The 26,580-nt window shown below is 71.1% G+C and carries 28 protein-coding genes, 2 tRNA genes and 1 pseudogene; 12 read left to right on the top strand and 19 right to left on the bottom strand.

The features are described from left to right. From Q7T15_RS12070 to Q7T15_RS12055, 4 genes are all read right to left on the bottom strand, one after another. Window positions 1-503 (bottom strand): biotin/lipoyl-containing protein (locus Q7T15_RS12070; protein ID WP_304696509.1); only part of this gene is annotated, 503 nt, incomplete at its 3' end. Further along, window positions 500-1,501, bottom strand: a complete 1,002-nt coding sequence (locus tag Q7T15_RS12065) for an alpha-ketoacid dehydrogenase subunit beta (RefSeq protein WP_304696508.1) — start codon at window positions 1,499-1,501, stop codon at window positions 500-502. The genes Q7T15_RS12070 and Q7T15_RS12065, both read right to left, overlap by 4 nt. Further along, a complete protein-coding gene (gene pdhA, locus Q7T15_RS12060; RefSeq protein WP_304696507.1) occupies window positions 1,498-2,628 on the bottom strand; it encodes a pyruvate dehydrogenase (acetyl-transferring) E1 component subunit alpha in 1,131 nt (376 codons plus the stop codon). The genes Q7T15_RS12065 and pdhA overlap by 4 nt, the downstream gene beginning before the upstream one ends. Before the next feature lie 185 nt (window positions 2,629-2,813). Beyond that, complete coding sequence (locus tag Q7T15_RS12055) at window positions 2,814-3,482, bottom strand: hypothetical protein (RefSeq protein ID WP_304696506.1); 669 nt, start codon at window positions 3,480-3,482, stop codon at window positions 2,814-2,816. A gap of 79 nt (window positions 3,483-3,561) precedes the next feature. On the opposite strand from Q7T15_RS12055, the gene Q7T15_RS12050 reads away from it, so the two are divergent. Then, window positions 3,562-4,410, top strand: a complete 849-nt coding sequence (locus Q7T15_RS12050; protein ID WP_304696511.1) for an acyl-CoA thioesterase II — start codon at window positions 3,562-3,564, stop codon at window positions 4,408-4,410. A gap of 22 nt (window positions 4,411-4,432) precedes the next feature. Here the strand turns inward: Q7T15_RS12050 and Q7T15_RS12045 are convergent, their stop codons facing one another. The 3 genes from Q7T15_RS12045 to Q7T15_RS12035 form a co-directional block, all read right to left on the bottom strand. After that, window positions 4,433-4,843 (bottom strand): nuclear transport factor 2 family protein, encoded by a 411-nt coding sequence (locus tag Q7T15_RS12045; RefSeq protein WP_304696505.1) that lies wholly within the window; start codon window positions 4,841-4,843, stop codon window positions 4,433-4,435. Then, entirely contained in the window at window positions 4,840-5,817 is a 978-nt protein-coding gene (gene speB, locus Q7T15_RS12040; protein ID WP_304696504.1) for an agmatinase, read from the bottom strand. The genes Q7T15_RS12045 and speB overlap by 4 nt, the downstream gene beginning before the upstream one ends. 91 nt (window positions 5,818-5,908) lie before the next feature. After that, a complete protein-coding gene (locus Q7T15_RS12035; protein WP_304696503.1) occupies window positions 5,909-7,471 on the bottom strand; it encodes a cytosine permease in 1,563 nt (520 codons plus the stop codon). 84 nt (window positions 7,472-7,555) lie between these two features. On the opposite strand from Q7T15_RS12035, the gene Q7T15_RS12030 reads away from it, so the two are divergent. Together Q7T15_RS12030 and Q7T15_RS12025 are read left to right on the top strand one after the other, a co-directional pair. Then, window positions 7,556-8,221 (top strand): cyclase family protein, encoded by a 666-nt coding sequence (locus tag Q7T15_RS12030; RefSeq protein WP_304696502.1) that lies wholly within the window; start codon window positions 7,556-7,558, stop codon window positions 8,219-8,221. Window positions 8,222-8,262: 41 nt separating this feature from the next. Beyond that, window positions 8,263-8,811, top strand: a complete 549-nt coding sequence (locus Q7T15_RS12025; RefSeq protein ID WP_304696501.1) for a helix-turn-helix domain-containing protein — start codon at window positions 8,263-8,265, stop codon at window positions 8,809-8,811. A 29-nt stretch (window positions 8,812-8,840) separates the two neighbouring features. On the opposite strand, the gene Q7T15_RS12020 is transcribed toward Q7T15_RS12025, so the two are convergent. Genes Q7T15_RS12020 through Q7T15_RS12005 form a run of 4 tightly spaced genes read right to left on the bottom strand, consistent with a single transcriptional unit; the run spans window position 8,841 to window position 12,846 of the window. After that, on the bottom strand, window positions 8,841-9,305 hold the full coding sequence (locus tag Q7T15_RS12020) for a thioesterase family protein (RefSeq protein WP_304696500.1): 465 nt from the start codon (window positions 9,303-9,305) through the stop codon (window positions 8,841-8,843). Then, complete coding sequence (locus tag Q7T15_RS12015; protein ID WP_304696510.1) at window positions 9,302-10,603, bottom strand: DUF2254 domain-containing protein; 1,302 nt, start codon at window positions 10,601-10,603, stop codon at window positions 9,302-9,304. Before Q7T15_RS12015 ends, Q7T15_RS12020 begins: the two co-directional genes overlap by 4 nt. A 58-nt stretch (window positions 10,604-10,661) precedes the next feature. Beyond that, window positions 10,662-12,344: an energy-dependent translational throttle protein EttA gene (gene ettA / locus Q7T15_RS12010; protein ID WP_304696499.1), complete on the bottom strand. Its 1,683-nt coding sequence runs from the start codon at window positions 12,342-12,344 to the stop codon at window positions 10,662-10,664. 4 nt (window positions 12,345-12,348) lie between these two features. Continuing rightward, window positions 12,349-12,846, bottom strand: coding sequence for a hypothetical protein (locus Q7T15_RS12005; RefSeq protein WP_304696498.1), 498 nt, complete (start codon window positions 12,844-12,846; stop codon window positions 12,349-12,351). Between the two features lie 343 nt (window positions 12,847-13,189). On the opposite strand from Q7T15_RS12005, the gene Q7T15_RS12000 reads away from it, so the two are divergent. The 4 genes from Q7T15_RS12000 to Q7T15_RS11985 are packed head-to-tail and all read left to right on the top strand — an operon-like array spanning window position 13,190 to window position 18,375. Further along, window positions 13,190-14,608 (top strand): hypothetical protein, encoded by a 1,419-nt coding sequence (locus Q7T15_RS12000; protein WP_304696497.1) that lies wholly within the window; start codon window positions 13,190-13,192, stop codon window positions 14,606-14,608. Window positions 14,609-14,637: 29 nt separating this feature from the next. Continuing rightward, window positions 14,638-15,033 (top strand): response regulator, encoded by a 396-nt coding sequence (locus Q7T15_RS11995; protein WP_304696496.1) that lies wholly within the window; start codon window positions 14,638-14,640, stop codon window positions 15,031-15,033. Further along, window positions 15,023-17,734 (top strand): PAS domain-containing protein, encoded by a 2,712-nt coding sequence (locus tag Q7T15_RS11990; RefSeq protein WP_304696495.1) that lies wholly within the window; start codon window positions 15,023-15,025, stop codon window positions 17,732-17,734. The genes Q7T15_RS11995 and Q7T15_RS11990 overlap by 11 nt, the downstream gene beginning before the upstream one ends. Then, entirely contained in the window at window positions 17,731-18,375 is a 645-nt protein-coding gene (locus tag Q7T15_RS11985) for a response regulator (RefSeq protein ID WP_304696494.1), read from the top strand. Before Q7T15_RS11990 ends, Q7T15_RS11985 begins: the two co-directional genes overlap by 4 nt. A 20-nt stretch (window positions 18,376-18,395) precedes the next feature. Here the strand turns inward: Q7T15_RS11985 and Q7T15_RS11980 are convergent, their stop codons facing one another. From Q7T15_RS11980 to msrA, 3 genes are all read right to left on the bottom strand, one after another. After that, window positions 18,396-18,872 carry a single-stranded DNA-binding protein gene (locus Q7T15_RS11980; RefSeq protein ID WP_304696493.1) on the bottom strand — a complete coding sequence of 159 codons (477 nt, stop codon included), beginning with the start codon at window positions 18,870-18,872 and terminating at the stop codon, window positions 18,396-18,398. Window positions 18,873-19,070: 198 nt separating this feature from the next. After that, window positions 19,071-19,280: a methyltransferase gene (locus tag Q7T15_RS11975; protein WP_304696492.1), complete on the bottom strand. Its 210-nt coding sequence runs from the start codon at window positions 19,278-19,280 to the stop codon at window positions 19,071-19,073. 91 nt (window positions 19,281-19,371) lie between these two features. Further along, entirely contained in the window at window positions 19,372-19,899 is a 528-nt protein-coding gene (gene msrA / locus Q7T15_RS11970) for a peptide-methionine (S)-S-oxide reductase MsrA (RefSeq protein WP_304696491.1), read from the bottom strand. A gap of 94 nt (window positions 19,900-19,993) precedes the next feature. Between msrA and Q7T15_RS11965 the strand changes: the two genes are divergently transcribed. From Q7T15_RS11965 to Q7T15_RS11955, 3 genes are all read left to right on the top strand, one after another. Further along, window positions 19,994-21,001 carry an aldo/keto reductase gene (locus tag Q7T15_RS11965; RefSeq protein ID WP_304696490.1) on the top strand — a complete coding sequence of 336 codons (1,008 nt, stop codon included), beginning with the start codon at window positions 19,994-19,996 and terminating at the stop codon, window positions 20,999-21,001. Beyond that, window positions 21,002-21,952 (top strand): DMT family transporter, encoded by a 951-nt coding sequence (locus Q7T15_RS11960; RefSeq protein WP_304696489.1) that lies wholly within the window; start codon window positions 21,002-21,004, stop codon window positions 21,950-21,952. Between the two features lie 69 nt (window positions 21,953-22,021). Next, entirely contained in the window at window positions 22,022-22,981 is a 960-nt protein-coding gene (locus Q7T15_RS11955) for a hypothetical protein (protein WP_304696488.1), read from the top strand. A gap of 42 nt (window positions 22,982-23,023) precedes the next feature. On the opposite strand, the gene Q7T15_RS11950 is transcribed toward Q7T15_RS11955, so the two are convergent. The 3 genes from Q7T15_RS11950 to Q7T15_RS11940 all read right to left on the bottom strand — a co-directional run bounded on the left by Q7T15_RS11950 (window position 23,024) and on the right by Q7T15_RS11940 (window position 24,940). Continuing rightward, the gene (locus Q7T15_RS11950) at window positions 23,024-24,460 is read right to left on the bottom strand and encodes an aminotransferase class V-fold PLP-dependent enzyme (RefSeq protein ID WP_304696487.1); all 1,437 of its coding nucleotides are present in this window, start codon (window positions 24,458-24,460) and stop codon (window positions 23,024-23,026) included. A gap of 112 nt (window positions 24,461-24,572) precedes the next feature. Then, window positions 24,573-24,645, bottom strand: a tRNA-Arg gene (locus tag Q7T15_RS11945). 31 nt (window positions 24,646-24,676) lie between these two features. Then, on the bottom strand, window positions 24,677-24,940 hold the full coding sequence (locus tag Q7T15_RS11940) for a thioredoxin family protein (protein ID WP_304696486.1): 264 nt from the start codon (window positions 24,938-24,940) through the stop codon (window positions 24,677-24,679). A gap of 43 nt (window positions 24,941-24,983) precedes the next feature. Here Q7T15_RS11940 and orn point away from each other — a divergent pair, with 43 nt between their 5' ends. Next, complete coding sequence (gene orn / locus Q7T15_RS11935; RefSeq protein ID WP_304696485.1) at window positions 24,984-25,607, top strand: oligoribonuclease; 624 nt, start codon at window positions 24,984-24,986, stop codon at window positions 25,605-25,607. 97 nt (window positions 25,608-25,704) lie between these two features. Beyond that, a tRNA-His gene (locus Q7T15_RS11930) sits at window positions 25,705-25,780 on the top strand. On the opposite strand, the gene Q7T15_RS11925 is transcribed toward Q7T15_RS11930, so the two are convergent. Beyond that, window positions 25,773-26,333, bottom strand: a complete 561-nt coding sequence (locus Q7T15_RS11925; protein WP_304696484.1) for a hypothetical protein — start codon at window positions 26,331-26,333, stop codon at window positions 25,773-25,775. The genes Q7T15_RS11930 and Q7T15_RS11925 overlap by 8 nt on opposite strands. A gap of 63 nt (window positions 26,334-26,396) precedes the next feature. Beyond that, a pseudogene (locus Q7T15_RS11920) lies at window positions 26,397-26,580 on the bottom strand (IS256 family transposase); the annotation flags it as partial.

Genomic DNA, 26,580 nt, shown 5'->3' with positions numbered 1-26,580 from the left:
GGGCGGTCGGCCGGTCGTTCGGGGAGGCTGCGCGACTTGCGCTTCGGGCGGCGCCCTGACTCGACGGCGGGGCCGTAGCCGACGAGCACCGACTGCCGCTCAGCGGCGGGCTCGGCGACCTCGGCGGCGGAGGACGCCTCGGACTCGGTCGCCTCGGGAGCAGATACCGCGGGCGCGGCGTCAGCGGCGGGTGCGGCCTGCGCCGCGGGGGCCTCGGCGGCGGGCGACGCGTCACCGGCGCTCGACGCGAGCGGAGCATCCGCCGCCACGTCGATCGAGACGATCGGGGCGCCCACCTGGACGGTCGTCCCCGGCTCGGCGTGGAGGGCGGCGACGATGCCCGCGAACGGCGACGGCAGCTGCACGATCGCCTTCGCCGTCTCGACGTCGGCGAGCGTCTGGTTGAGGGTCACGCGATCGCCGACGGCGACGTGCCACTCGACGATCTCGCTCTCGGTGAGGCCCTCTCCGAGGTCGGGGAGGCGGAACTCGTGGACGGTCATGAGGCGCTCCATCCGGTGAGGGCGTTCTGGCGGCCGAGAACGCGGTCGACGGCGTCGAGGATGCGGTCGAGGTCGGGGAGGAAGTGCTCCTCGGCCCGGGCGCTCGGGTAGGGGGTGTCGAAGCCCGTGACGCGCGCGGGCGCCGCCTCGAGGTGCAGGAAGCAACGGTCGGTGATGCTCGCGGCGATCTCGGCGCCGAGCCCGCCGAACTGCGCGGCCTCGTGCGTGATGACGAGCCGCCCGGTCTTCCGCACGCTCGCCTCGACCGTGTCGAGGTCGAGGGGCGAGAGCGAGCGGAGGTCGATCACCTCGATCGAGATGCCGTCGTCGCTCGCGGCGATCGCGGCGTCGATCGCCGTCGCGACGAGCGGACCGTAGGCGACGATCGTCACGTCGGTGCCCTCGAGCACGACGCGCGCCCTGTCGAACGGGAAGTCGGCATCCTCGTCGACCTCGCCCTTCGTCCAGTAGCGGCGCTTGGGCTCGAAGAAGAGCACGGGGTCGTCGCACGCGATCGCCTGGCGGATCATCGTGTGCGCGTCCTGCGGCGTCGAGCACGTCACGACGCGCAGCCCCGCGGTGTGCGCGAAGTACGCCTCGGGCGACTCGGAGTGGTGCTCGACCGCCCCGATGCCGCCGCCGAACGGCACGCGGATCGTGATCGGCATGCGCACGGCGCCGCGCGTCCGGTAGTGCAGCTTCGCGACCTGCGCGACGATCTGGTCGAACGCGGGGTAGATGAAGCCGTCGAACTGGATCTCGCACACGGGCCGGAATCCGCGGTACGCGAGCCCGATCGCCATGCCGATGATGCCGGATTCCGCGAGCGGCATGTCCATGACGCGGTCGGTGCCGAATTCGCGCTGGAGGCCGTCGGTGACGCGGAAGACGCCGCCGAGCTGGCCGATGTCCTCGCCGAGGAGGACGACGCGGTCGTCGTCGGCGAGTGCGCGGCGAAGCCCCGAGTTGACGGCCTTCGCGAGAGTGAGCTCGGTCATTCGCCCCCCTCCTCGCCGATGCTGCGCAGGTAGGCCGCCTGCTGCGACCGCTGCCGCGCCACGCCGGCATGCGGCTCGGCGTACACGTGATCGAAGACCGACAGCGGTGCGGGATTCGGCAGGGCGAGGCAACCGGCGCGGAACGCGGCCGCGACCTCGTCCGCCTTCGCGGCGACGGATGCGGCGCGCGCCTCGGTGAGCACGCCCCGTTCCCGCAGGTGCGCCTCCACGCGCGCGATCGGATCCTTCGCCGCCCACGCGGCCTTCTGCTCGGGGTCGACGTACCGGCTCGGGTCGTCGGAGGTCGTGTGCGGGCCCATCCGGTAGGTGACCGCCTCGATGAAGGTCGGACCGTCGCCACGGTGCGCCCGCTCGAGCGCTCGGCGGGTCGCCGCGAGCACGGCGAGCACGTCGTTGCCGTCGACGCGGATGCTCGGAATGCCGAAGCCCGGAGCCCGCTCGGCGATCGGTCGCTGCGCCTGCAGCCCCACCGGCTCGGAGATCGCCCCCTGGTTGTACTGGCAGAAGAAGACCACCGGCGCGCCGAAGGACGCGGCGAAGACCATCGCCTCGTTGACGTCGCCCTGCGTCGTCGCGCCGTCGCCGAAGTACGTCACGGTCGCAGTGTCGACGCCGTCGTGCCGGCAGCCGACCGCATAGCCGACCGCGTGCAGCGTCTGAGCGCCGATGACGATCTGCGGAGTCGCCATGTTGACGGCGTAGGGGTTCCAGCCGGCCTGGGCCGTGCCGCGCCACACCTCGACGAGCTGCGGCAGCTCGACGCCGCGGCAGTACGCGACGGCGTTCTCGCGGTAGCTGGAGAACACGAAGTCATCGGCGCGCAGCGCGCGGGCCGAGCCGACCTGAGCGGCCTCCTGGCCGAGCAGCGGCGGCCAGAGCCCGAGCTGCCCCTGGCGCTGGAGGGCCGTGGCCTCGACGTCGATGCGGCGGACGACGACGAGGTCTTCGTAGAGTGCCATGAGGTCGTCGTCGGTGACATCGGCGACGTAGGGATCGTAGAGCGGGTCCGTCAGGCGTCGACCCTCCGGGTCGAGCAGCTGCACGAGCTCATCGGGCGGGCTCGGAAGCTCCGCCTCGATTCGCGTTTCGGACACAGTGGTTCGCATCGCATCTCCGATCCGCCGCTCCTCGTGCGGGTGAGCCGAGGGCGGTCGATCCTCACAGCCGTCGGCCGGTGGGCCGCATGACTGACCGGGGCACCGTTGCCCCGAGTTGCCTCGACCGTAGCCAGCGCGGGCCGGGAAGACAAGGGCGACCCGCCGATGAGCGGGCGGGGCTCAGCGGGCGGGCGTCAGCGCCCGAGCGACCAGCCCGCCTGCTTGACGAGCACGTGCCCGCGCTGGGTCGAGAACCGCAGCCACGAGCCCGAGGCGAACTGCGCGATCGCGTCGTCCCCGAGGAACCCGAGGCTCAGCGCGGCGAACGCCGCCCCGGCCGGGACGTGATCGAGGCCGTCGAGCGGCCGCCCCCACACTTCGGTGCGCACGCGGTGCACGAGGTCGGAGCCGAGCCCATCGGGCACCGCCGTCGCGACCTCGTCGATGCCCGCGCGGGCGGCCGCGTCGAAGACGGCCGGGTCGAGGGGCTGCATCGCCTGCCACCCGCCCCTGGGCGGCGAGATCGCCGCCCAGACGACCGTGGCCACGGGGGTCGGGAGGGCGATCGCGACGGGGCCGTCCGTCGCGGCGGCGACCGCAGCATCCGTTCGCGCGAGCAGCGATCTGATCGGCACGACCTCGTCGAACGGGCCGCCCTCGGCGGCGAGCGTCCGCAGCCCGAGCACGGTCGGCCCGCGATCGAGCAGGCCCCGCGGGTGCAGCACGCTCACGTAGACAGCGAGGACTCCCCCGTCGAGGATGAGCCGCACCGCCGCGTTCTCATCGAGTCGCGCGGCGCGGCCGAGGAGCACCTGCAGGTCATGCGCGGCGGGCGCGTCGGGGAGGGTGAGGATGCTCGACATCGCTCCCTAGACTACGGGCGTGACCGACGCGCCCACCCCCGAATCCGCCGCCGAGCCCGCCCACGATCCCGTCGCCGCGATGCTGCGCGCGCTCGACCTCGCCGACACGGGGGCGCGCACGACGGAGGACATCTTCACCGCCCCGAGCCAGTGGATGCCGCAGGGCCGAGTCTTCGGCGGGCAGGTCATGGCGCAGTCGGTGCTCGCGGCGATCCGCACCGTGGAGGGCGAGCGGAGCATCCACTCGATGCACGGCTACTTCCTGCGGCCCGGCGACGTCGCGCAGCCGATCACGTTCTCGGTCGACCGCATCCACGACGGCCGCTCGTTCTCGACCAGGCGCACGCAGGCGTACCAGAACGGCGTGCCCATCCTGTCGATGATCGCGTCCTTCCAGGACGACGACCCGGGGCTCGAGCATCAGGCGACGATGCCCGAGGGCATCCCCCAGCCGGAGGACCTGCCGAGCACGAAGGAGGTGCTCGACCAGCTCGATCACCCCGTCGCGCGGTTCTGGGCGAACGAGCGCCCCTTCGACCTGCGGCACGCGCCCGGCCACCTGTACTTCGGCGGCGACCGCGAGCACGTCGCGCACCAGGCCGTGTGGCTGCGCGCGCTCGCGCCCCTGCCCGACGACGAGAACCTGCACCGCGCGGCCCTCGCCTACGCGAGCGACTACTCGATCCTCGAGCCGATCCTGCGCAGGCACGGGCAGTCGTGGGCGACGCCGGGCCTGAAGATGGCGAGCCTCGACCACGCGATGTGGTGGCACCGGTCGGCGCGCGTCGACGAGTGGCTCTGCTACGTGCAGGAGTCGCCCAACGCGATCGGCGGCCGCGGTCTGTCCATGGGGCGCATCTTCACGCGCGACGGCGTGCTCGTCGCGAGCGTCGCGCAGGAGGGCATGGTCCGCATCCCGAGCGAGTGATCGGGGCGGCGGATGCCCGGCGTCAGCCGCGCGGCGAGAGGTGCTCGTGCACGGCGATCCAGCGGCCGTCACGCAGCGCGAAGACGATCGTCTCGCGCTCGGTCACCTCGTCGACCGAGCCGCCGAGCTCGATGCGCGAGTCGACCGAGTGGGTGAAGATCGCTGTGTCGCCGAGCAGCTGCACGCGCTGATCGCTCGAGCGGCAGGCGTGGACTCGGAAGCCGTCCTCGCGCTCCCACTGCGCCCACAGCGCCTCGTACTCGGCGCGGCTCTCGAGCCGACGGTCGGCGGTGTGGAAGACGAAGGTGGCGTCCTCCGCGAATCCGGCGAAGTATGCCTCGGTGCGGTGATGCCCGAAGTCGTCGACGATCGCGTCGGCGGCCGCGAGCACGGCAGCGACGACGGCCTCGTCGGGCGCAGCCGTGGCGCTCACGACGCGCTCCGACGCCGGGCCATCACGGTGAGCAGCTCGTAGGCGACGTGCGCCGCCGCGATGCCCGTGATCTGCGCGTGGTCGTACGCAGGCGCGACCTCGACGATGTCAGCGCCGACGAGATCGACGTCGGCGAAGCCCCGCAGCACCGCGAGCAGCTCGCGGCTCGTGAAGCCGCCCGCCTCCGGCGTGCCGGTTCCGGGCGCGAACGCGGGATCGAGCACGTCGATGTCGATTGAGACGTAGACCGGGCGATCACCGACGCGCGCCTTCATCCGCTCGATGACGCCGGGAGCCCCGAGGGCATCCATCTCGGTCGCATGCACGATCTGGAAGCCCAGGTCGCCGTCCTCCGTGAGATCGTCGGCCGTGTAGAGCGGCCCACGGATCCCGACGTGGAGGCACGAGTCCTGCGCGAGCAGCCCCTCCTCCGACGCGCGGCGGAACGGCGTACCGTGCGTGTAGTCGGCGCCGAAGTAGGTGTCCCACGTGTCGAGGTGCGCGTCGAAGTGCACGACCGCGATCGGGCCGTGCTTCGCGTGCATCGCGCGCAGCAGCGGCAGGGCGATCGTGTGGTCGCCGCCGAGCGTGAGCAGCTGCGAGCCCGAGTCGAGCACGCGCGTCGCCTCCGCTTCGATCGTCGCGAGCGCCTCGTCGATGTCGAAGGGGTTCACGCCGATGTCCCCGCCGTCGACGACCTGCTGTATCGCGAACGGCTTCGCATCCTGGGCGGGGTTGTACGGCCGTAGCAGGCGCGACGACTCGCGGATGTGCGACGGCCCGAACCTCGCACCCGGCCGGTAGCTCACCCCGGTGTCGAAGGGCACGCCGAGCACGACCACGTCGGCGCGGTCGAGCTCGTCCCACCGCGGGAGGCGCGCGAAGGTCGCGGCGCCCCCGTAGCGGGGCACCCGGGTCGCGTCGACCTGGCCGATGTTGCCGTTCTCGGTGACGCGGGGCGTGCGCTGCTCCACGGTGTCCTCCTGGGGTGCGTCGATTCGGGATGCCCGTGGCGAGCGGGCAGGAGGCCCGGGGCGGTCTGCGGGGCCGCCCCGGGCCTCCTCGTCAGCCGGCGCGGCGCGCCGCGGCCTTCGCCGCCCCCGAGCGGTGGTCGGTCTCGATGGGCGTGAGCGGCGCACTCTGCTCGCGGACGACGCGCGGCCCATCGGGCGGGAACACGTAGGTCGGCTCCGGGAAGAGCACGAGGGCGCCGATGTAGAGCACCGCGGCCGAGACGATCGCGACGATGAGGCTCAGGTCGACGCCGCCGGCGACGCCGCTCAGCGGGCCCTCGATGACGGGCGGGAAGTAGGCGAACAGCAGGCCGAGGACGGCCGAGACGACCCATGCGACCATGCCGCGCCAATTGATGCCGCTCGAGAACCAGTAGCGGCCGCCGGTCTCGCCGCGGTTGAACACCTGGAGGTCGGAGCGGTCGAACGAGCCGCGACGGACGAAGTAGCCGATCGCCATGATGATCATCCACGGCGTGGTCGTCACGATGATCGCGCCGACGAAGGCGTTCACGGCGCCCAGCAGGTCGAAGAAGAGTCGGCCGAGCAGGATGAACAGGAACGCGATGACGCCGATGAAGATCGTCGCCTGCACGCGGCTGAAGCGCGGGAAGACCGACGAGAAGTCGAGGCCCGTGCCGTACAGCGAGGTCGAGCCCGTCGACAGGCCGCCGATGAACGCGACCGCCATGAGCAGCACCGCGTACCAGAGCGGCGACTCCTGGATGAGCGCGAAGACGTAGTCGGCCTCGCCGGCGACGAGCGTCGCGGTCGCGACGCCGAAGAGGAACGGGATGACCGTGAGGCCCTGGCCGAGCGCCGTCGCCGCGAAGAGCTTGCGCGGCGGCGTCGACGCGGGGATGTACCGCGACCAGTCGCCGAGGAACGCGCCGAACGAGACGGGGTTCGACATCACGATGAGCGCCGAGAGCACGAACGTCGGCCAGAAGCCGCCGAGCGCGTAGGCGTCGGGGCCGGGGTCGTAGCCGGCGTCGAACGTGCCCGAGAACGCGACGATCGCGAGCAGGAACAGCACCGAGTTCGCGATGACCGCGGTCTTGTTGATGAGCAGCATGAACTGGTAGCCGTAGACGACGACCACGATGACGATGAGGCCGATGAGGCCGTAGATGACGGTGCGGAGGCCGACCGAGTCGGGCACGCCGAGCAGGCGGTTCAGCGCGCCGACGAGGGCGTCGCCGCCGACCCAGACCGAGATCGAGTAGAACGCGACCGCCGTCAGGAGCGAGAGGAACGAGCCGACGACGCGGCCGCGGACGCCGAAGAACGCGCCGGAGGACACGGCGTTGTTCGTGCCGGTCTTGGGCCCGAAGAGCCCCATGGGCATGAGGACGAGGATGCCCGCCGCGAGGCCGAGAAGGACCGCGCCGACCGCCTGCCAGAACGACAGGCCGAGCACGATCGGGAACGTGCCGAGGAGCACGGTCGCGAAGGTGTTGGCGCCGCCGAACTGGATGCGCATGAGGTCGACCCACGTCGAGGTGCGGTCGGCGTCGGGCACGGTGTCGATACCGCGCTGCTCGACCTCGGTCGCGCGAGGCCGAGCGTTGAGGCTGACGTCGGAATGATCGACAACGACTCTGTTGTCCGTCATGAAGGTTCCTTCTCTTCGGGGTGGACGTGCAGTTCTGGCCCGAATATAGACCGCGATATGCCTGGTGTGCAAAAGTTCTTTCCCATGAAGATAAATCGTGTCGTCGATCTCTCCGTCACGCTCTCCGCCGACACGCAGGTCTACCCCGGCGACCCCGTCGTCTCGCTCACTCCGCACAGCACGATCGCGCGCGACGGCTTCAACCTGCTCGCCGTCACGATGGGGTCGCAGAGCGGCACGCACGTGGACGCGCCCTTCCACTTCGACGACGCCACTCCCCGCATCGACGCAGTGCCCCTCGAGCGCTTCATCGGCGAGGGCGTGATCGTGGATGCCCGTGATGCGGGCCCTCGCGGCCGCATCACGACCGCGCACCTCGCCCCTGTCGTCGACCGACTGCAGCCCGGGCGCATCGTGCTCCTCCGCACCGGATGGAGCACCCGCTACGGCACGGCCGCTTACTTCGACCACCCGTACCTCGAGGCCGAGGCGTGCGCGCTGCTGCTCGAGCGGGGCATCCGCACGATCGGCATCGACGCCGTCAACCTCGATGAGACGCCCGACGACGCGCACGCCGGCGTCGGGTTCCCGTGCCATCACCTCATCGCCGAGGTCGGAGGCGTCATCATCGAGAACCTGACGAATCTCGACGCGATCGTGAGCGAGCATCCGCTCATCTCGGTCATGCCGCTCAAGCTCGAGGCCGCCGACGGCGCACCCGTGCGCGCGGTCGCGATCGAGCACGACTGACATCGACGGCGGGCTCGGCGGAAATGGCCCAGGATAGAGGCATGACGAGCGACGTGAAGATCGGCGCCCGCCTGCGAGCGGCGCGCCTCGCCCGCGGACTCACCCTCGAGGCGGTCGGCGCCGCCGCCGGCATCAGCCAGGGGTTCGTGAGCAAGCTCGAGCGCGATCAGGTCTCGCCCTCGGTCGCCTCGCTCGTGGCGATCTGCGAGGCCGTCGGGCTCAAGGTCGGCGAGCTGTTCGAGCCGCCGCCCTCGCAGATCGTGCGCGCCGGGCAGGGCGCGCCCATCAACTTCGGCGGCGAGGGCGCCGAGGAGGCCCTTCTCACTCCCGGCACCCAGACCGACGTCGAGGTCATCCGCTCGATCATCGAGCCGGGCGGCACCGCGGGCGACGACCTCTACAGCCTCGACTGCGACGTCGAGTTCGTCTACGTGCTCGCCGGCCGCCTCACGATCATGCTCGGCGACGACGAGCACGAGCTCGGCACGGGCGACTCGATGACCTTCCGCGGTCGCGACCCCCACACCTGGCGCAACGCCTCGACGAGCGAGGGGTGCGAAGTGCTCTGGGTGCTCGCTCCCGCGACCTGACAGCCCGGGAACTCACCCCGACCTGCGGCCTAGCTGCGGCGCCGGAACGCCACGGGCTCCTCGATGTACGGCGCCCACAGCGCGCGCTCGCGATCGCTGATCCGGCGCGGCCGGCCGCTCTCCTGGTCGACGAGGACGAGCGTCGACATCGCGCGGGCGAATACGACGTGCGGCTCGGCGCCCTCGGGCGAGCACACCTCGTAGCAGACGTCGAGGCTCGCTCCGCCGAGCGCGCCGATCCAGAGCTGCACGTCGAGCGGGTCGCGGAGGTGCGGGATCTGCGCGAGGTACTCGACCTCCTGGCGCGCGATCAGGCTCTGCGCCCCCTCGTCGATGTGCAGCTCCGGCAGCGGCGTCGCCGAGGCTCCGCGGCCGCGCCAGAACACCTCGATGCGCGCCTCCTCCAGGAGCGTGAGCATGCGGGCGTTGTTGACGTGCCCGTACGCGTCGAGGTCGCTCCAGCGCAGGGCGATGGGGACGTGGATGCGGGTCATGCGGCTCCTCCCGCCACGATCGCGTCGCGTCGGCGCTCGAGCGCGGCGCCGTCCTCCGCGAGCGTGCCCGGTCCGACCGCGGAGCGCACGACGCGGTCCGCGGCCGCGCGATAGGAGACGGCGCGGTCGGATGCGCCCTCCCGCGCGAGGAGCCGCTCGAGCAGGTCGAGCAGGCGGTGGGCGACGAGCGGCTGGTCCGCGACGTACTGACGGACGAGGTCGACGGCGTCGACGACGAGCACGGAGAGCTCCCGCGGGGCGAGGAGCACGCGGGGAGCGCCGTCGTCGTCGAGGAGCACTCCGCGCGGATCGGGGCGCCCGGCCGCGCTCGCCATGGCGATCGTGAGCGCGTCGATCGCCGTGAGCGCGGTGATCGGATCGTTGACCCCGGGGCTGAGCGCCCGGGCTGCGACGTCGACGAGCTGGCGGACGAGGTGCTCGGCGTCCTGCACCGGGGTGCGCTCGTCGTCGATCGAGACCGCCGCGATCACGGCCGCGTCCAGTCTCGCGGCGCCCTCCGGGCGGGTCGACGGCGCGGGCGCGGCGGTGACGCGCGCGATCGGATCCCCCGCGCACACGAGCGTGCCCGGTCGGACCAGCAGCTCGACGCGCGCCCCGGCCTCGACCGCCGCCGCGACGAGGTGCCCGTGGTCGATGCTCGCGACGTAGCCGCTCGTACCGGCACGGACATCCGCGCCCTCATCGATCGCCGGCCATCGGGCTGCGGGAGCCCGCCGCGTCGGGGCCTGCTCCGGGTAGAGCTCGTCGAGGAGGGTGATGAGCTGGTCGCGCACCCCCGTCGCGAGGCGCGAGATCTGGATGCTCGCGCTGATGTGATGGATGAAGTACACGAGCGCCACGATCGAGATGACGGCCAGCACGATCGCGACGTTGACCGCGAGGTGCGGCACGAACTCGGAGTCGTCGCCCGCGCGCACGTGGCGGACCACGAGCATCGCGAAGAGCGAGGTCGACACGAGCAGGGCGAGGACGACCTGGTTGCCGCGGTCGGCCATGAGGCTGCGCACGAGACGCGGGCCGTAGGCCGACGAGGTCAGCGTGAGCACCGCGATCGTGATCGAGAACGTTGTCGCCGCGGCGGCGAGCATCGACGTCGCGATCGCGCTCAGGAGCCCGCGACTGCCGTCCGGTCCGACCGTGGGGATGACGTCGCCGACCGTGCTCGGAAGCGCCGGCTCGAGGGCGACGAGCGCCTCGGCGACGAGCAGCGCGAGCACGAGCCCGACCCCGGGGACGAACCAGAACGAGTCGAGGACCCGCCGGATCCGGTAGTGCATTCCGTTCACGAGTCGCTCCGTTCTCGGCCCGATCGGGCCGTTCGCCGCGGGGCCGTGCTCAGTCGCGCGTGAGCTTGCGGTAGGTCGAGCGGTGCGGCTTCGCGGCGTCGGGGCCGAGGCGCTCGATCTTGTTCGCCTCGTACGACTCGAAGTTGCCCTCGAACCAGTGCCAGTAGCTCGGGTTCTCCTCCGTGCCCTCCCAGGCGAGGATGTGCGTGGCGATGCGGTCGAGGAACCAGCGGTCGTGCGTGATGACCACGGCGCAGCCGGGGAACTCGAGCAGCGCGTTCTCGAGGCTGCCCAGAGTCTCGACGTCGAGGTCGTTCGTGGGCTCGTCGAGCAGGAGCAGGTTGCCGCCCTGCTTGAGCGTGAGCGCGAGGTTGAGGCGGTTCCGCTCGCCGCCCGAGAGCACGCCGGCCTTCTTCTGCTGGTCGGGGCCCTTGAAGCCGAACTGCGAGACGTAGGCGCGGGAGGGGATCTCGGTCTTGCCGACCTGGATGTAGTCGAGGCCGTCGCTCACGACCTCCCACAGCGTCTTGTTCGGGTCGATGCCGCCGCGGCTCTGGTCGACGTACGAGATGTCGACCGTCTCGCCGATCTTGAGCGAGCCGCCGTCGAGGGGCTCGAGTCCGACGATCGTCTTGAAGAGCGTCGTCTTGCCGACGCCGTTCGGGCCGATGATTCCGACGATGCCGTTGCGCGGCAGCGTGAAGCTCAGCCCGTCGATGAGCACGCGATCACCGAAGCCCTTCGTGAGCTTCGAGGCCTCGATGACCTGGGCGCCGAGTCGCGGGCCGACGGGGATGACGATCTCCTCGAAGTCGAGCTTGCGCGTCTTCTCCGCCTCCGACGCCATCTCCTCATAGCGGGCGAGGCGGGCCTTTGACTTCGCCTGGCGGCCCTTGGCGTTGCTGCGCACCCACTCGAGCTCGCTCTCGAGGCGCTTGGCGAGCTTGGCGTCCTTCTTGCCCTGCACCTGCAGGCGGGCGGCCTTCTTCTCGAGGTAGGTCGAGTAGTTGCCCTCGTACGGGTAGAGGCGCCCGCGGTCGACCTCGGCGATCCACTCGGCGACGTGGTCGAGGAAGTACCGGTCGTGGGTGATGGCGATGACGGCGCCCGGGTACTTCTGCAGGTGCTGCTCGAGCCACTGCACGCTCTCGGCGTCGAGGTGGTTGGTGGGCTCGTCGAGAAGCAGAAGGTCGGGCTTCTCGAGGAGGAGCTTGCAGAGCGCGACTCGGCGCTTCTCACCGCCGGAGAGGTGCGTGACCATCTCGTCACCGGGCGGGCAGCGCAGGGCATCCATCGCCTGCTCGAGCTGGCTGTCGAGATCCCAGCCGTTCTGCGCGTCGATGTCCTCCTGCAGCGTGCCCATCTCAGCCAGCAGCGCGTCGAAGTCGGCGTCGGGGTCGGCCATCGCGAGCGAGATCTCGTTGAAGCGCACAACCTTGTCGTGGAGGTCGCGCACGCCGTCCTGAACGTTCTCGAGGACGGTCTTCGACTCGTCGAGCTCGGGCTCCTGCATCAGGATGCCGACCGAGTAGCCGGGGCTCAGGCGGGCCTCACCGTTCGAGGGCTGGTCGAGACCGGCCATGATCTTGATGATCGTCGACTTGCCGGCGCCGTTGGGGCCGACCATGCCGATCTTGGCGCCGGGGAAGAACGACATCGTGACGTCATCGAGGATGAGCTTGTCGCCGACCGCCTTGCGGGCGCGGACCATGGAGTAAACGAATTCGGCCATGCCCTCAGTCTAGAGAGGCCGTCGCTCCCACCAGGCACGCGCCGGAGGCCAGCGCGGGGGCCGTCGTCGTCGTGAAGCCGTCGCCGTCGAACTGCCCGAGGACGCAGGAATCGCCCGATCGGACGGAGAAGAGCAGCGCGTCCACGGGGAGCCCGATGGCGGTGCGGTCGGGCGTCACCTGCAGCTCGCTGAGCGGGATCCCGGCGCCGGTGAGCGCGTCGACGACGCTGCGGCCCGCGGGGATCCCGCCCGCCGAGACGAGCGGTGAGAGGGCCGACTCGACGACGGGCAGATTGGTCTCGGCCGCGGCGGCGGGGTCGAACGTCGGGGCGGGCTCCTGGGTGGGCGCGGGCTCGGCGGGCGTCGACGCCGAGGGCCCGGGAGCCGCGCTCGAGGGCGGTGCGCCGGAGGGGCCGGGCGACGGCGTGCATCCGGCGACGAGGGCCGCGATCGCGGCGGCGGCGACGATGAGGGCGGATGCCCGTCTCGTGCTCGCCCGCATCCGACCCGCCCTTTCCGGCGGCCAGGAGGCCGACCGCAACGAGTCTACGGGCGTCGGCCCGATGACCGGTTCCCGCCTGGATCCTGGGCCCGGTAGACCGTGCGTTCGGAATCCGAACACCGCGCGACGAGCATGTTTGCGCCCGGCCGCAGGACGGAGCACTATCAGTGCAAGGACAGCGGTTGGGAGTCGGGGGACTCCCGGGGGGCCGCCTACCGCAACCGGTTCACTCGCCCGTTCGGGTCGGGTGAGGGAGCCGAGTGACACTGCGGCCGTCCCCGGCTCATTCGGGTTGAGCTGGGGCGGCCGCTTCTCATTTCTGCGACTGGTGCAGGATGGCCACGTGGCCCCTGCGCTGAGCACCCGACGAATCGGAGACGGCGTGACGCTGCGGGAGGCGCTCGGCGGTCGCTGGGCCACCCACTGGCTGCTCTGGCTCGCCTTCTACCCGCCGACCACCGCGATCATCATGATCCGGGAATCCACGACGCCCTACCCCGACTGGTGGTGGCCGCTGCTCTCGGCGACCGTGCAGCACGTCATCGCGGGCGTCATCATCGTCGGTGGCGGCATCCTCGCCCGCAGGTGGCGGCCGATGCTGCCCGTCGCACTCGTCGCCGCGCTGTGGGGGGCGTCGTCGCTCGCGAGAGCCTTCGTGGGGAGCGCCGTCGCCGAGACCGTCGCCGGAGTCCCCGGCGACCTCGTCTTCCGAGCCGCAACCTGGATCGTGATGACTCTCGCCTGGGGGCCCGCGCTCGTGTACGGCATCGCCCAGATCGACCGGCGCCGCGCGCTGATCGGCGAGCTCGAGGCCGCGAAGCGCTCGCTCGACGCCGCGGTGACCGCCGCGGCGGAGTCGGGAGAGGCGATCCGGGCACGACTGGCCCGCACCATCCGCCGGTCGGTCGCCCCCGTGCTCGACGATCTGCGCGAGCGGCTCGTCACCGTCCGTCAGGACCTCGATCGCGCCGCGTTCGTCGAGATCAGCATGCGGATGTCGAGCCTCCACGACGAGACCGCGGATCTCGTCGAGTCGACGAACCCGGCAGCACGGCCCTCTGCGGTATCGCGCCGCGCATCGCTGCGCGAGGTCTTCGACGTGCACCTCGTGCGCCCCTGGCTGACGGCCGGCGTCGTGACGATGCAGACGCTGGCGATCATGCTCCCCGACGGAGCACGGATCTTCGGCGAGCTCGCCGCGGTCGAGATCGTGCTCGCGACCGTCGTCGGCGGCGTCGTCCTCGGGAGCGTCATGACGGTCTGCGAGTCGTGGCCGCTCTTCCGACGCGTACGCGCGTCGAGCGTGACGCTCGCCGCGGCGGGATCCGCGATCGTCGCGACCTCGTGGGTGATTCTGCACAGCGGGATCGATCCGATCACCTGGCACGGCGCGATCATGCTCCCGGTGCTCGGCGGGGGTCTGCTCGCCGCGTGCACCGTGGTGATCGCGAGCATCGTGATCGCGCGCGCGAACGAGGACGACGAACGGACCATCCGGGAGGTCCACGGCCGCATCGACCGCCTGGTGGCCGAGAACGAGTCGGCGCTCGAACTGGAGCGGCATCGGCTGAGCGAGCTCATGCACGGGCCCGTGCAGGGTCGCATCGCCGCGTGCGTCATGGCGCTGTCGTTCTTCTCGGCCGACGACACGGCCCCCGGCGCGCTCGCCTCGATCACCGAGCAGGTGCTCGAGCACCTCGCCGCCGCGTCGCACGATCTGTCTCTTCTCGCGGAGGGCCGCCCCCCGAACGGAGGGGCCTAGCCGAGGAGCCCTCGCCATACACTGAGCACATGGCAGCCCCCGGAGGTTCCCCTGCCACGGTCCTGGTCGCCGACGACGATCCTTTGGTCCGGACCGTGCTGCGCATGGCGCTCTCCGGCATGGGCTGCGCCGTCCTGGAGGCCCGCACGACGGCCGAGGTCGTCGGGCTGGACGCCGCCGTCGAGATCGACCTCGTCATCCTCGACCTGAACATGCCGGGCGGCACCGCCGCCGAGAGCCTGGACGCGCTGTCCGCGCGCGCATCCGCTCCGCGCGTCCTCCTCCTGAGCGGCGAGGATGCTCCCGCCCTGCTCGACCGCGTCCACGGGTTCGCCCGCAAGCCCGTGGAGCTCGGCGAGTTCACGCGCATCGTCCGCTCCCTCCTCCCCCACGCACCGGACGGGAGCGACGCGGGTGCCGGCTGAGCACGTCGACGGCCGCGCTCTCGCACTCGCGAGCGCCCTCGAGACGCTCGCCGCCGGCTACCCCGACCCCCTCCTCCTCGTGGGCCGCTCCGGCACCGTCCTCGGTGCCACGGCGGCTCTCGAGGCGCGCGGCGGCATCCCTCGCGACGCCGTCATCGGCTCCCTCTACACGCAGTGGGCGGCGGACGTGGATCGCCCGATCATCGACGACCACTTCTCCCGCGCGCTCGAGGGCGAGACCTGCCGCTTCCGGACCGTCGGTCGTCCCGACGGAGTCGGCCGCGCGGAATTGACCTACAGCCCCGTGGCGGTCGACGGCGAAGTGATCGCCGTGCTCGTCTACGCCTTCGCGATCGCCGAGGTGGAGGAGCGCGAGCGCGCGAAGCAGCAGGCGGATGAGCTGCTTCGGATCGCGGGCGAGCTCGCCTCCTCCGGCGGCTGGTCCCTCGACCGCGACTCCAGCATGCTGACGCTGAGCCCCGAGTCGCAGCGGATCCTCGGCACCGACGGCGAGCCCGCGCTCCCCTTCGAACACGCTTCCGCGCTCTTCGCCCCGGGGAACGCGGACGCGATAGCGCGCGCGGTCGACGCGTGCTTCGAGAGCGGGGAGACGATCGACCTCGACCTCCTCGTCACGACGGCGGATGGCAGGACCCGCATCGTCAAGGTGCTCGGACGACCGACGACCGACGCCGCCGGCGCCATCGTCGCCGCGCACGGAGCGATCTGGGATGTGACGGAGGCGACGGCCGAGAGAGAGAGAGCGGCCGCGCTGCAGCAGCGGCTGGATCTCACCCTCAACTCGCTGAGCGACGGCCTGATCCTCCTCGACGACGAGTGGCGGCTCGTGTACGCGAACGACCGGGCCGAGGAGCTCATCGGCCGACCGTTCTCGGAGATCGAGGGGCACAGCCTCTGGGAGAGCTTCCCCGAACTCGCCGACACGGAGCTCGAGGTCGCCTACCAGCGCACGGCGCGCGAGCAGATCCGCACGACCGTGCGCACAGCGGGCACCGGACCCGCCAAGGGACGCTTCTTCGATGTGACCGCGTACCCGACCGCCACGGGCATCGCGCTCTACATCCGCGACGTGACGGAGGACGAGCGGGCGCGGCACGAGATGGTGAAGGCCCAGCGGAGGATCGCCGACCAGGCTGCGCTCATCGACGCCTCCCGAGACGCGATCATCGTGCGCTCGCTCGACGGCGTCATCCACTACTGGAACAGGTCGGCGGAGACGCTGTACGGCGTGACGGCGGACGATGCGATCGGCGGGCAGGTGCGCGACCTGATCTGCGTCGCCGATGAGGTCTTCGAGCAGGGCCTCGCCGTCACCCTGCGCGAGGGCTACTGGTCGGAGGAGCTGCACTGCACGACGCGCGACGGCCGATCCCTCATCATCGACTGCTGCTGGCAGCTGCTGCCCGGCGAGGACGGAGCACCGGACCGGATCTTCTCGGTCGACACCGACGTGACGGCGTGGCGGCGCGAGGAGAACCTGCGCACGCGCGCCACGCGCATGGAGAGCCTCGGCACCTTCGCCGGGGGCATCGCCCACGACCTCAACAACGTGCTCACGCCCATCCTGATGTCGATCCAGCTGCTCGAGTCGACGGAGACCGACCCCGACCGGCTCGAGCTGCTGAGCACGATGGAGTCAGCGTCCAAGCGCGGAGCCGACATGATCAGGCAGGTTCTCGCCTTCGCTCGCGGCGTCGAGGGTCGCCGCGACCGCGTCGCGATCGATGCGCTCCTCGTCGAGCTTCAGCGGTTCGCGGCGGATGCGCTCCCGGGGGCGATCCGGTTCACGGCGGAGGTCGACGACGGACTCCCCCACGCACTCGGCGACCCGACTCAGCTCATCCAGGTGCTCATGAATCTCGTCACGAACGCTCGTGACGCGATGCCGGACGGCGGCGAGCTGCGGGTGACGGCGTCGACGCTCATCCTCGAGGACTCGTTCTCGACGGAGGCCTTCCAGGTCGAACCGGGAGCGCACATCATCATCGACGTCGTCGACACCGGGCACGGCATGACGCCGCAGACCGCGGAGAAGATCTTCGAGCCGTTCTACACGACGAAGTCGGTCGGGAAGGGAACCGGCCTCGGACTCGCGAGCTCGCTCGCAATCGTCCAGAGCCACGGCGGCACGATCCGGGTCTACAGCGAGCCGGAGCGCGGGACGCGCTTCTCGGTGATCCTGCCGATCGCGATCGGCGACGACTCCTCCCCCGCAGAGCCCCGGGTGCCGACGCGGACCCTGCCGAGAGGTCACGGCGAACTCATCCTCGTGGTCGACGACGACCCGACCATCCGGCTCATCACGGCGCGCACGCTCCAGAGCTACGAGTACCGGACGCTCGTCGCCGAGAACGGCCGCGACGCGATCGCGCTCGTCGAGGCGCCCGGAGCCTCCGTCGACCTGGTGCTGACGGACATGATGATGCCGGTGATGGACGGCGCGGCGACGACGGCGTACCTGGAGGAGCACCACCCCGGGATCCCGGTCATCGCCGCGAGCGGCCTCACGTCGGCCGGTGGAGCCGCCCGCAGCGCCGGCATGGGCGTGGCCGCGTTCCTGCCCAAGCCGTACACGACGAGCCTGCTCCTGACGACGATCCGGGATGTTCTTGACGGCGGCGCGGCTCGGGAGCACGATGAACAGAACGGTTCGTCCCACCCGAGCGAGGAGTCGCGATGACGACCGAGCCCAAGTCGATGCGCGTCGTCGTGGCCGACGATGACGCCTTCACAGTCTCCCTGGTGTCCGGAGGTCTGAGCGCGCGCGGCTTCGCCGTCGTCACGGCATCCTCGGTCGCCGAGGCGCTCACGGCCGTCGGCGACACCGACCCGCACGCCCTCATCACCGATCTGAACTTCGGATCAGCCGAGTCCGGCGCGGATCTGCTGAGCGCCGTCGCGGAGGACTACCCCTGGGTGGGCCTGGTCGTGCTCACCTCGCACCGCTCTCCGGAGCTCGCCGTCCCGAACCCCGGGCGCATCCCTTCGGGCGTGGTCTACCTCGTGAAGTCGCAGCTCGGCGCGATCGACGATCTCATCGACGCCGTGCACCGCTCCATCAGCGGGCAGACGGACGACGACGTGCACATCGGCGACGCCGATGTTCCGTCTGTCACCGCTGCGCAGGCCGACGTCCTTCGGCTCCTCGCAGAGGGGGCGTCGACGCGCGCGCTCGCCGAGCACCGGGGAACGACCGTGCGCGCGGTCGAGACGATGCTCGCCCGACTCTTCACGGCGCTCGGCCTCGACACGAGCGAGAACGCCAACCCGCGGGTCGCCGCGGTCACGCTCTGGCAGCGCGGCGGCATCCGCGTCCGCTGAGCCGCCGCGCAGCCGAGGGCTCAGAACGGGGCGTCCGCCGGCTCGCGCGGCTCGAGCGACGACGCGTCATCGGGCACGTCGACGGGGTCGGGCTGCTCCTGCGGAGCATCCGTCACCCGATCGTCGGAGCTGCGGCCGACGATGACGCTGCGCGTGAAGCTCGCGCGGCCCCATGTCAGGTCGTGGCCGACCGCCTCGGCGTCGATCTCGATCGTCGTGCCATTCTTCTCGCCGCTCTCCCAGTCGCGGATGCGCACCCGCCCGGAGACGATGACGCGCTCGCCCTTGTGGACCGAGCTCGCGACGTGGGTGCCGAGCTGGCGGAAGCTCGTCACGGTGTACCAGTTCGTGTCTCCGTCGACCCACGCCGCCTTGGCGCGGTCGTAGCGGCGCTGATTGCTCGCGAGCCGGAACGAGGTGATCGAGAGCCCCTCGCTCGTGACGATGTGGCGCGGGGTCGTGGCGACGAGCCCCGTGAGGGTGATGGTGTCGGTCATGGCGTCCTCCAGACGAATCGGTGTCAGGTGGGCGCCGGCGGTTCGTGCCGGAGAGCGCCGGCGCCCGCGACGAGGATGCGCGACGGGAGGCTCCGCCGACGGGCAGCGGCGCCACCGGTGCATGGAGGAGCGCCCCGCCCTCCATGTGGACGAGCGGAGGCCGACCAGTCGGGCCGGATCGATGGAGGCGCGCTCTGGCTAGTGCTCGCGGAAGTCGGGCCGCTCGGCGCCGGGGCCGAGGGTCGCGTGGAGGGCGCGCTTCGCCGCCTCGAGCGTGGGGTAGGGGCCGCGGGCCTCGCTCTCCATCCGCACGCGCACGAGGAAGCCCTCGCCGTCGCGGTGGATCGATCCGACGGTGCCGGCGGGGCCGGAGGCGACCCAGGTCTGCGTTCCGGTGGTCATGCTCATCGTCGAGCTCCTTCCGAGCGGCGCGCTCGCGCCGTGCGCCGCCGACGCTACGCCTCGCGAGGGCCGGTGTCGAGCCCTTCCGGGCCCGCGCTCAGGAGGCCCGGATGTACGGCGCGTACGAGGAGCGGATTTTGTTGACCTTCGGCAGCGCCACGGCGAGGCAGTAGCCCTGACCCGGGTTCTTCGCGAAGAAGTCCTGGTGGTACTCCTCGGCGTCGAACCACTCGCCGAGCGGCGTGATCTCGGTCACGATGCCGCCCTCCCAGTAGCCGTCGGCACGATCGCGCGCGGCCTCGAAGAGCGCCTTCTCCTCCTCATCGGCGTAGTACATCGCCGAGCGGTACTGCGTGCCGACGTCGTTGCCCTGACGGTTGAGCTGGCGCGGGTCGTGGAGGGTGAAGAACACCTCGAGGATGACGTCGGCCGGGATGACCGCCGGGTCGAAGACGACCCTGACCGCTTCCGCGTGGCCCGTCGTGCCGGTGCAGACGGCCTCGTACGAGGGGTTCGCGACGGTGCCGCCGGTGTAGCCGGAGACGACGTCGTGGACGCCGTCGAGCACGCGGTAGACGGCGTCGAGGCACCAGAAGCAGCCGCCGGCGAGATGGAAGGTTCGCATGCCGCCATCGTAGGCGGGCGCGCGCGGCGCGAGCCGAGCATCCGCGCCGATCGAATCGGTTCGATGAGCCGAGCCCGGCCAGTAGAGTGACGGCATGCCGCACATCGCCGCCGACGACCGCTACGAGCAGCTCGAGTACGCCCGCGTGGGCCGGAGCGGACTGAAGCTGCCCCGCATCTCGCTCGGGCTCTGGAACAACTTCGGCGACGACCGCCCGATCGAGACGCAGCGGGCCATCCTGCGCCGCGCGTTCGACCGCGGCGTGACGCACTTCGACCTCGCCAACAACTACGGCCCGCCCGACGGCACCGCCGAGTCCAACTTCGGGCGGATCCTCCACGACGACTTCCTGCCGTACCGCGACGAGCTCATCATCTCGACCAAGGCCGGCTACTACATGTGGCCCGGCCCCTACGGCGAGTGGGGCTCGCGCAAGTACCTGCTGAGCTCGCTCGACCAGAGCCTCACGCGGATGGGTCTCGACTACGTCGACATCTTCTACAGCCACCGCCCCGACCCCGAGACGCCGCTCGAGGAGACCATGGGCGCCCTGGCGACCGCGGTGCAGAGCGGCAAGGCGCTCTACGCGGGCATCTCGAACTACGACGCCGCGCAGACGCGCGAGGCGCACCGGATCCTCGGCGAGCTCGGCGTGCCGCTGCTCATCCACCAGCCTCGCTACAACATGTTCGACCGCCGCATGGAGGAGGGGCTGCTCGACGCCCTCACCGAGACGGGCATCGGCAGCATCGTCTTCTCGCCGCTCGCGCAGGGTCTGCTCACGAACCGGTACCTCGACGGCGTGCCCGCGGGCTCGCGCGCCTCGGAGGGCCGCTGGATCAGCGAGGACAACATCGACGACGCCTACCTCGAGCGGGCGCGCGCGCTCAACGCGATCGCCGAGGCGCGCGGCCAGTCGCTCGCTCAGCTCGCCCTCCTCTGGGTGCTGCGCCACCCGCAGGTGACGAGCGCGCTCATCGGCGCGAGCAGCGTCCGCCAGCTCGACGACAGCCTCGACGCACTGAACGGCGACGCGCTGACCGCCGACGAGATCGCGGCGATCGAGCCCTACGCCGTGCACGGCACCGGCTCGAGGAGCTGAGTGGGCTACCTCCTCGCCCTCGCGGCGGCAGTGCTGTTCGGCGCGAACGGCAGCGTCACGAAGATCACCATGGAGGCCGGGCTGAGCCCCGCCCAGGTCACGCAGTTCCGACTGCTCGGAACCGCGATCGTCGCCGGCCTCGTCCTGCTCGCGCTCGACCGCGCCGCCTTCCGCCTCCCCCGTCGCCAGTGGCCGGTCATGATCGTTCTCGGCATCGTCGGCGTCGCGCTGCTGCAGGCGACCTACGCCGCGGCCGTCCAGCGCCTGCCCGTCGGCATCGCCCTGCTGCTGGAGTACACCGCCGTGCTCATGGTCGCGCTCGTCGCCTACTTCTTCTTCAAGGAGCAGGTGAAGACCCGGCTATGGATCGCGATCGTCCTCGTTCTCGCGGGTCTCGCCGTCGTCGCGCGCGTATGGGCGAGCACCCTCGACGCGCTCGGTGTCCTCCTCGCCATCGCCGCCGCCGTCTGCCTCGCGCTCTACTTCCTCATCGGCGAGCGCCAGGTCGCGAAGACCTCGGCGCTCGCGGTCTCGTTCTGGACGATGCTCATCGCGACGGTCTTCTGGTCGTTCGTGAGCGGCTGGTGGGAGCTCGACCCGGGCGTCTTCGCCGCCCCCGTCGACCTCGGCGGCGTGCACGGCTCGCTCGAGGTGCCGATGTGGCTGCCGCTGCTGTGGAACGTCGTCCTCGGCACCTTCGCGCCGTTCCTCCTGAGCCTCGCCGCGCTCCGCCACCTGCCCGCGACCGCGGCGGGCATCGTCGCCTCCTCGGAGGTCATCTTCGCCTTCGCCGTCGCGTGGGCGTGGCTCGGCGAGACCCTCGACCTCGTGCAGATCGTCGGGGCCGCGGTCGTGCTCGCGGGCATCATCCTCGCCCAGACGGCCCGCGTCGGGAAGGTCGTCGACGCCGACCTCGCTCTCACGACGGGCCCCATCACGACCGTGCGGTGATCGGTCCGGATGCTCGGCGCAGGTGTGGCGAATCCGAGGCCCGCCTCGGCCCGGGGGTAGCCTGCGGCCATGGAATGGGTTAACGGCATCCTCGACTGGCTCGGCTCGCCGGAGGGCCGGCGCGTGACCGCGAGCACGATCATCCCGGCGATCGCGATCCTCGTCTCCGGCATCATCGCGGGGCTCATCGGTCGCGGCTCGACGAAGCGGGTGATCGCCCAGTACAACCGCGACGCCCTCACCGCCGCGGTGCAGGCGCTCGTCCTCGCCGGCCGCAAGGCCGCCGGCTGGAACGCGATCGGCACGATCGAGCGCGTGCAGGTCGACCACCTCATCGGCGAGGCCGAGACGCGCATCCGCCTGCTGCCCGTGCCCGGCGCCGCGCTCGCGGCGAACTGGGCCGCGCACCAGCTGGAGGACATGAAGCGGAACTCCGCGGGCTTCTCCTTCCAGGCGCAGCAGACCCTCGCCGAGTACCGCGACCGACTCATCGCGTGGAGCGAGAAGCCGCGCCAGGCGAAGAAGATCTTCGGCGCCGACCTCGAGCGCTGGAAGTACGAGGCCGACCCGGCCGAGCAGCAGCTCGTCGCCGAGCAGGCCCGCTGGGAGGCCGAGCACACGCCCGAGCGCGAGTCGGCGGCGGTGACTCCCGTCGTGTCGACGACCTCCGTGCCCGCCGCGGCGACGGGCGCGACCTCGGCGTCGACCACGACGGCGACCGTCGCCCGCGCCGAGACCCCGAGCCGATCGGCCGTCGGCCCGATGTCGAGCGACGAGCCCCCCGTGACGCCCCCGAACGCCGGAACCCCCCTCGTGGTCTCGACGCCCTTCGCGCCGCGGCTCACGTCCTCGACGTCGAGCCCCGGAGGCGAGATCGACGCGCGCGAGAGCGACCCCGTGCCGACGCAGGCGTTCGTCGTCGAGCACCGGGGCAGCGACAGCCCCTCGACGCCGGGAGACGACAGCGCGCCGCCGCCCATGCCCGCGCAGAACGTCCGCGATCGCATCGACCCGCAGGACGAGAACTAGCGCTCAGCGACCAGCTCTCACGACCTCGAGGCGTCCGCCGGCTCAGCCGACGGGCGCCTCGGCGCTCTCGGCGGGAACGACCCCGTCGTGCGTCGCCGCGTACGCGTGCCGCGACCACATCGACACGTGGTGGTGCATCTCGGGGATGAGCGGCTCGTGCTCGGGCTTCATGAGCACGCTGCGCATGATCCGCCCCGTCGGCGCATCCTCGACGAGGTCGATGCCGCGCACACGCAGCTGCTCGGGCTTCACGACGTACGTCGCGAGGTGCGTCTGCTGCGGCCGCGCCGTGTCGGCGGCCATCTCGAAGATGGCGTGGCTCGTGCGGTCGAGCTCGGCCATCGAACGCACGCGCGGCAGGTAGGTGATGATGTCGATCTCGGGCCGCTGGTACGGCTGCAGGATGTCCGACTCCTCGATGAGCGCGTGCCACTGCTGCGCCGCGCGATAGCCGGGCAGCACGATGCCCCCGAGCCCCTCCCTCGTGAGGGGGAAGATCCGCAGGGTCGCCCACAGCGCCGCCGCGCTCGCGCCCGCGCGCGAGCACTCGAGCTGGATCTCGCCGAAGTGCCGCTCGGTGCTCGCGAAGTAGGTGTACGGCGACTCGTGGTGGTAGTACCGCAGGATCGACTGGTCGTTGAAGAGCACCGCCCCGCACCCGTAGGGCTGCAGGCCGTGCTTGTGCGGGTCGACGACAACCGAGTCGGCGTCCTTGATCGCGCGGAAGTGCCGCGCGGTCTCCGGCGCGAGCTCGTCGGCGATGATCGCGAAGAATCCGCCGTACGCGGTGTCGACGTGGATGCGCGCGCCGTACCGCCGCGCGAGCGGGATGATGTCGGCGAGCGGGTCGACCGCGCCGAGGCCCGTCGTGCCGAGGGTCGCGACGACGACGCCGATGCGCCCGGTCGCGAGCTCGCGCTCGAGCGCCTCGAGCTCCATGCGCCCGGTCGCGTCGGTCGGGATGCCCACGGTGTCGATGCCGAGCACCTCGCCCATCCGGGAGTGCGTGTAGTGAGCATCCGCGCTGTGGGCGATCGCCTTGCCTGGCGCGATCTCGCGGCTGATCCAGAGCGCCTCGAGGTTCGCGGTCGTGCCGCTCCAGGTGAGGTGGCCCATGTAGTCGCTCGGGTAGTCGAACATCGCCGCGAGCTGATCGAGCACCTCGTGCTCCATCGCGGTCGTCGCGCGGCTCGCATCGATCGAGTGGTTGTTGGGGTTGAGCTGCATCGTCGCGAGGTAGGCGGCGGTCGCGACGGGGTGCGGCGGCTTGAGCATCTGGCCCGCGTACTGCGGGTGGAAGTACGGGTAGTTGTCGTCGAGCCGCTCGATGAGCTCGCCGAGGACGGCGTGCACCTTGTCGGGGTCGGCGTGGGTCGAGGGATGCTGATCCCACGTCCCGTACGTCGCCTTGAGACCGTCGATGCCGGTCATCACCTGCGGCAGCAGCTCGTACAGATCGACGGGACGCTTCGCGCTCACGACCGCACTCCTTCGTGTGGATGGGGGAACCGGCTCGGCCTGGTGGGCCTTGCCGGACGGTGCCCCGAGTCTACGGAGAAACGACGGCCGTTCGGTAGCGAACAATATGGCGTGCCCCCGGCAGGACTCGAACCTGCAACCACCGGATTAGAAGGCCGATGCTCTATCCATTGAGCTACGAGGGCGGGCGGTCTCCAGGGTAGCGGAGGGCCTCGCTCAGTCGGCGGCCTGCGCGAGCGCCGTCAGCAGGCGCGCGAGCGTCGGCACTCCGGCGGCGCGGACGACCTCGGTGCCGTCGGCGCGGCGGATGATCGTCGTCGGGGTGCTCGTGATGCCGAGCTCCTCGGCGCGCTCGGCGTGAGCCGCGACATCCCGCTCGTCGACGACGAGGGCGGGCACGAGCCGCTGCGCCTCGGCGACGACCTCTCGTGCACGGTGGCACGGGTCGCAGAAGGCGGAGGTGTAGAGCTCGAGCAGCACCTGCCCAGCGTAGGCCGTCGGGGCTGGCCGTTAGACTCCGGGGGTGAGCGCTGCAACGGATCGACTCGTCTGGATCGACTGCGAGATGACGGGTCTCGATCTGTCGAAGGACGAGCTCGTCGAGGTCGCCGTGGTCATCACCGACTACGACCTCGAGCCCGTGCATCCGGGCTTCGCCATCGTCATCAAGCCGTCGGAGAGCGCGCTCGTCAGCATGGGCGACTTCGTCCGGCAGATGCACGAGTCGTCGGGCCTGCTGACCGAGCTCGAGCACGGCGTGAGCCTCGACGAGGCCGAGGAGGCCGTGCTCGCCTACATCGCCGAGCACGTGCCGACGGCCGGGCAGGCGCCGCTCGCGGGCAACACGATCGGCACCGACCGCGCCTTCCTCGCCCGCGACATGCCGCGCGTCGACGCGCACCTGCACTACCGCTCGGTCGACGTCTCGAGCATCAAGGAGCTCGTGCGTCGCTGGTTCCCGCGCGTGTACTTCAACTCCCCCGCGAAGAACGGCGGGCACCGGGCGCTCGCCGACATCCTCGAGTCGATCCGCGAGCTCGAGTACTACCGCCGCATCGGCTTCATCGCCGAGCCCGGCCCCACGAGCGAGGAGGCTCAGGCGGTCGCCGCGAGCGTCGTCGAGCGCTGGGCGCCGCGCCTCGGCTGACGCTCCCCCGCGACCGCCACGGGCCCGACCGACCCTGGCGCGCGCACCCGCCCGGCTGTACTACCATTGAGCGGTCGCGCCTCGGCGCCGACGCCTGGTGGGTATAGCTCAGTCGGTAGAGCACCTGGTTGTGGTCCAGGGGGCCGCGGGTTCAAGTCCCGTTACTCACCCCAAACGGGTCAGGTGTGAACTTGCGACCAAGGGGCCACCCTTGGTCGCGGTTCGCGCCTGGCCCATTTTCTTCGCCTCGGCGGCCCAGCTCAGGGCGTCGGCATGGAGGCCGGAGAGGCTCAGTCCGTCATACGGGTTCCGGTAGCCGACGCGCACGTCGTTGTCCTCGTCGATGTAGATCGCCCTGAACAGTGCTTGGTTGCACAGTCGGCGGTTCGCGTCGTCGGCGTGCTCGTAGAGGTCGGCTGCGTTGGACAGCAGTTTCAGCGAGTCGTCGAGGTTCGCCCGCGCGTCGGCATAGTGGCCGTGGTGAGCGGTGATCCGGTGCTCGATGGTCTCCAACGACGCGGTGATCCGGTCCTGCTCCTTCTTGAGCAGGTCGAGCGGGATGGCTCCGGCGTAGTGGGCTTGCAGCAACTTCTGCTGCTCGCCTTCGAGTTGGGTTCTCCGGGACGCGAGGTCGGCAAGTTCGGCGGCTCCTTCGGCCATCATCTCGTCGAACCGGGCATGGATCATCGCCGAGACCGCCTGCGTCGTCTCGGGATCGAGCTGCACCTTGGCATAGAAGCGCTCGATGGGTCAAGTCCCTGGAAGTGGTGTAACGGCCGATCCTTCGCTTTATGCGCTGAGCGCGATGAAGGTGTCAGCGACCACCTCGCTCTCGGTGTCGGGCAGGACGCGCATGCGGGAGCGGGCCAGAACGTCCAGCCCGAGGTAGCGGCGCCCCTCGGCCCACTCGTCGGTCTGCTCGGCCAGGACGCCGCCGACCAGGCGGATGATCGCGTCGCGGTTGGGGAAGATG

Origin of the sequence: Microcella sp., from assembly GCF_030645145.1 — a bacterium.
GTDB lineage: Bacteria > Actinomycetota > Actinomycetes > Actinomycetales > Microbacteriaceae > Microcella.
The sequence above is the reverse complement of the archived record's forward strand: the minus strand, read 5'-3'. Positions and strand labels throughout refer to the sequence as shown.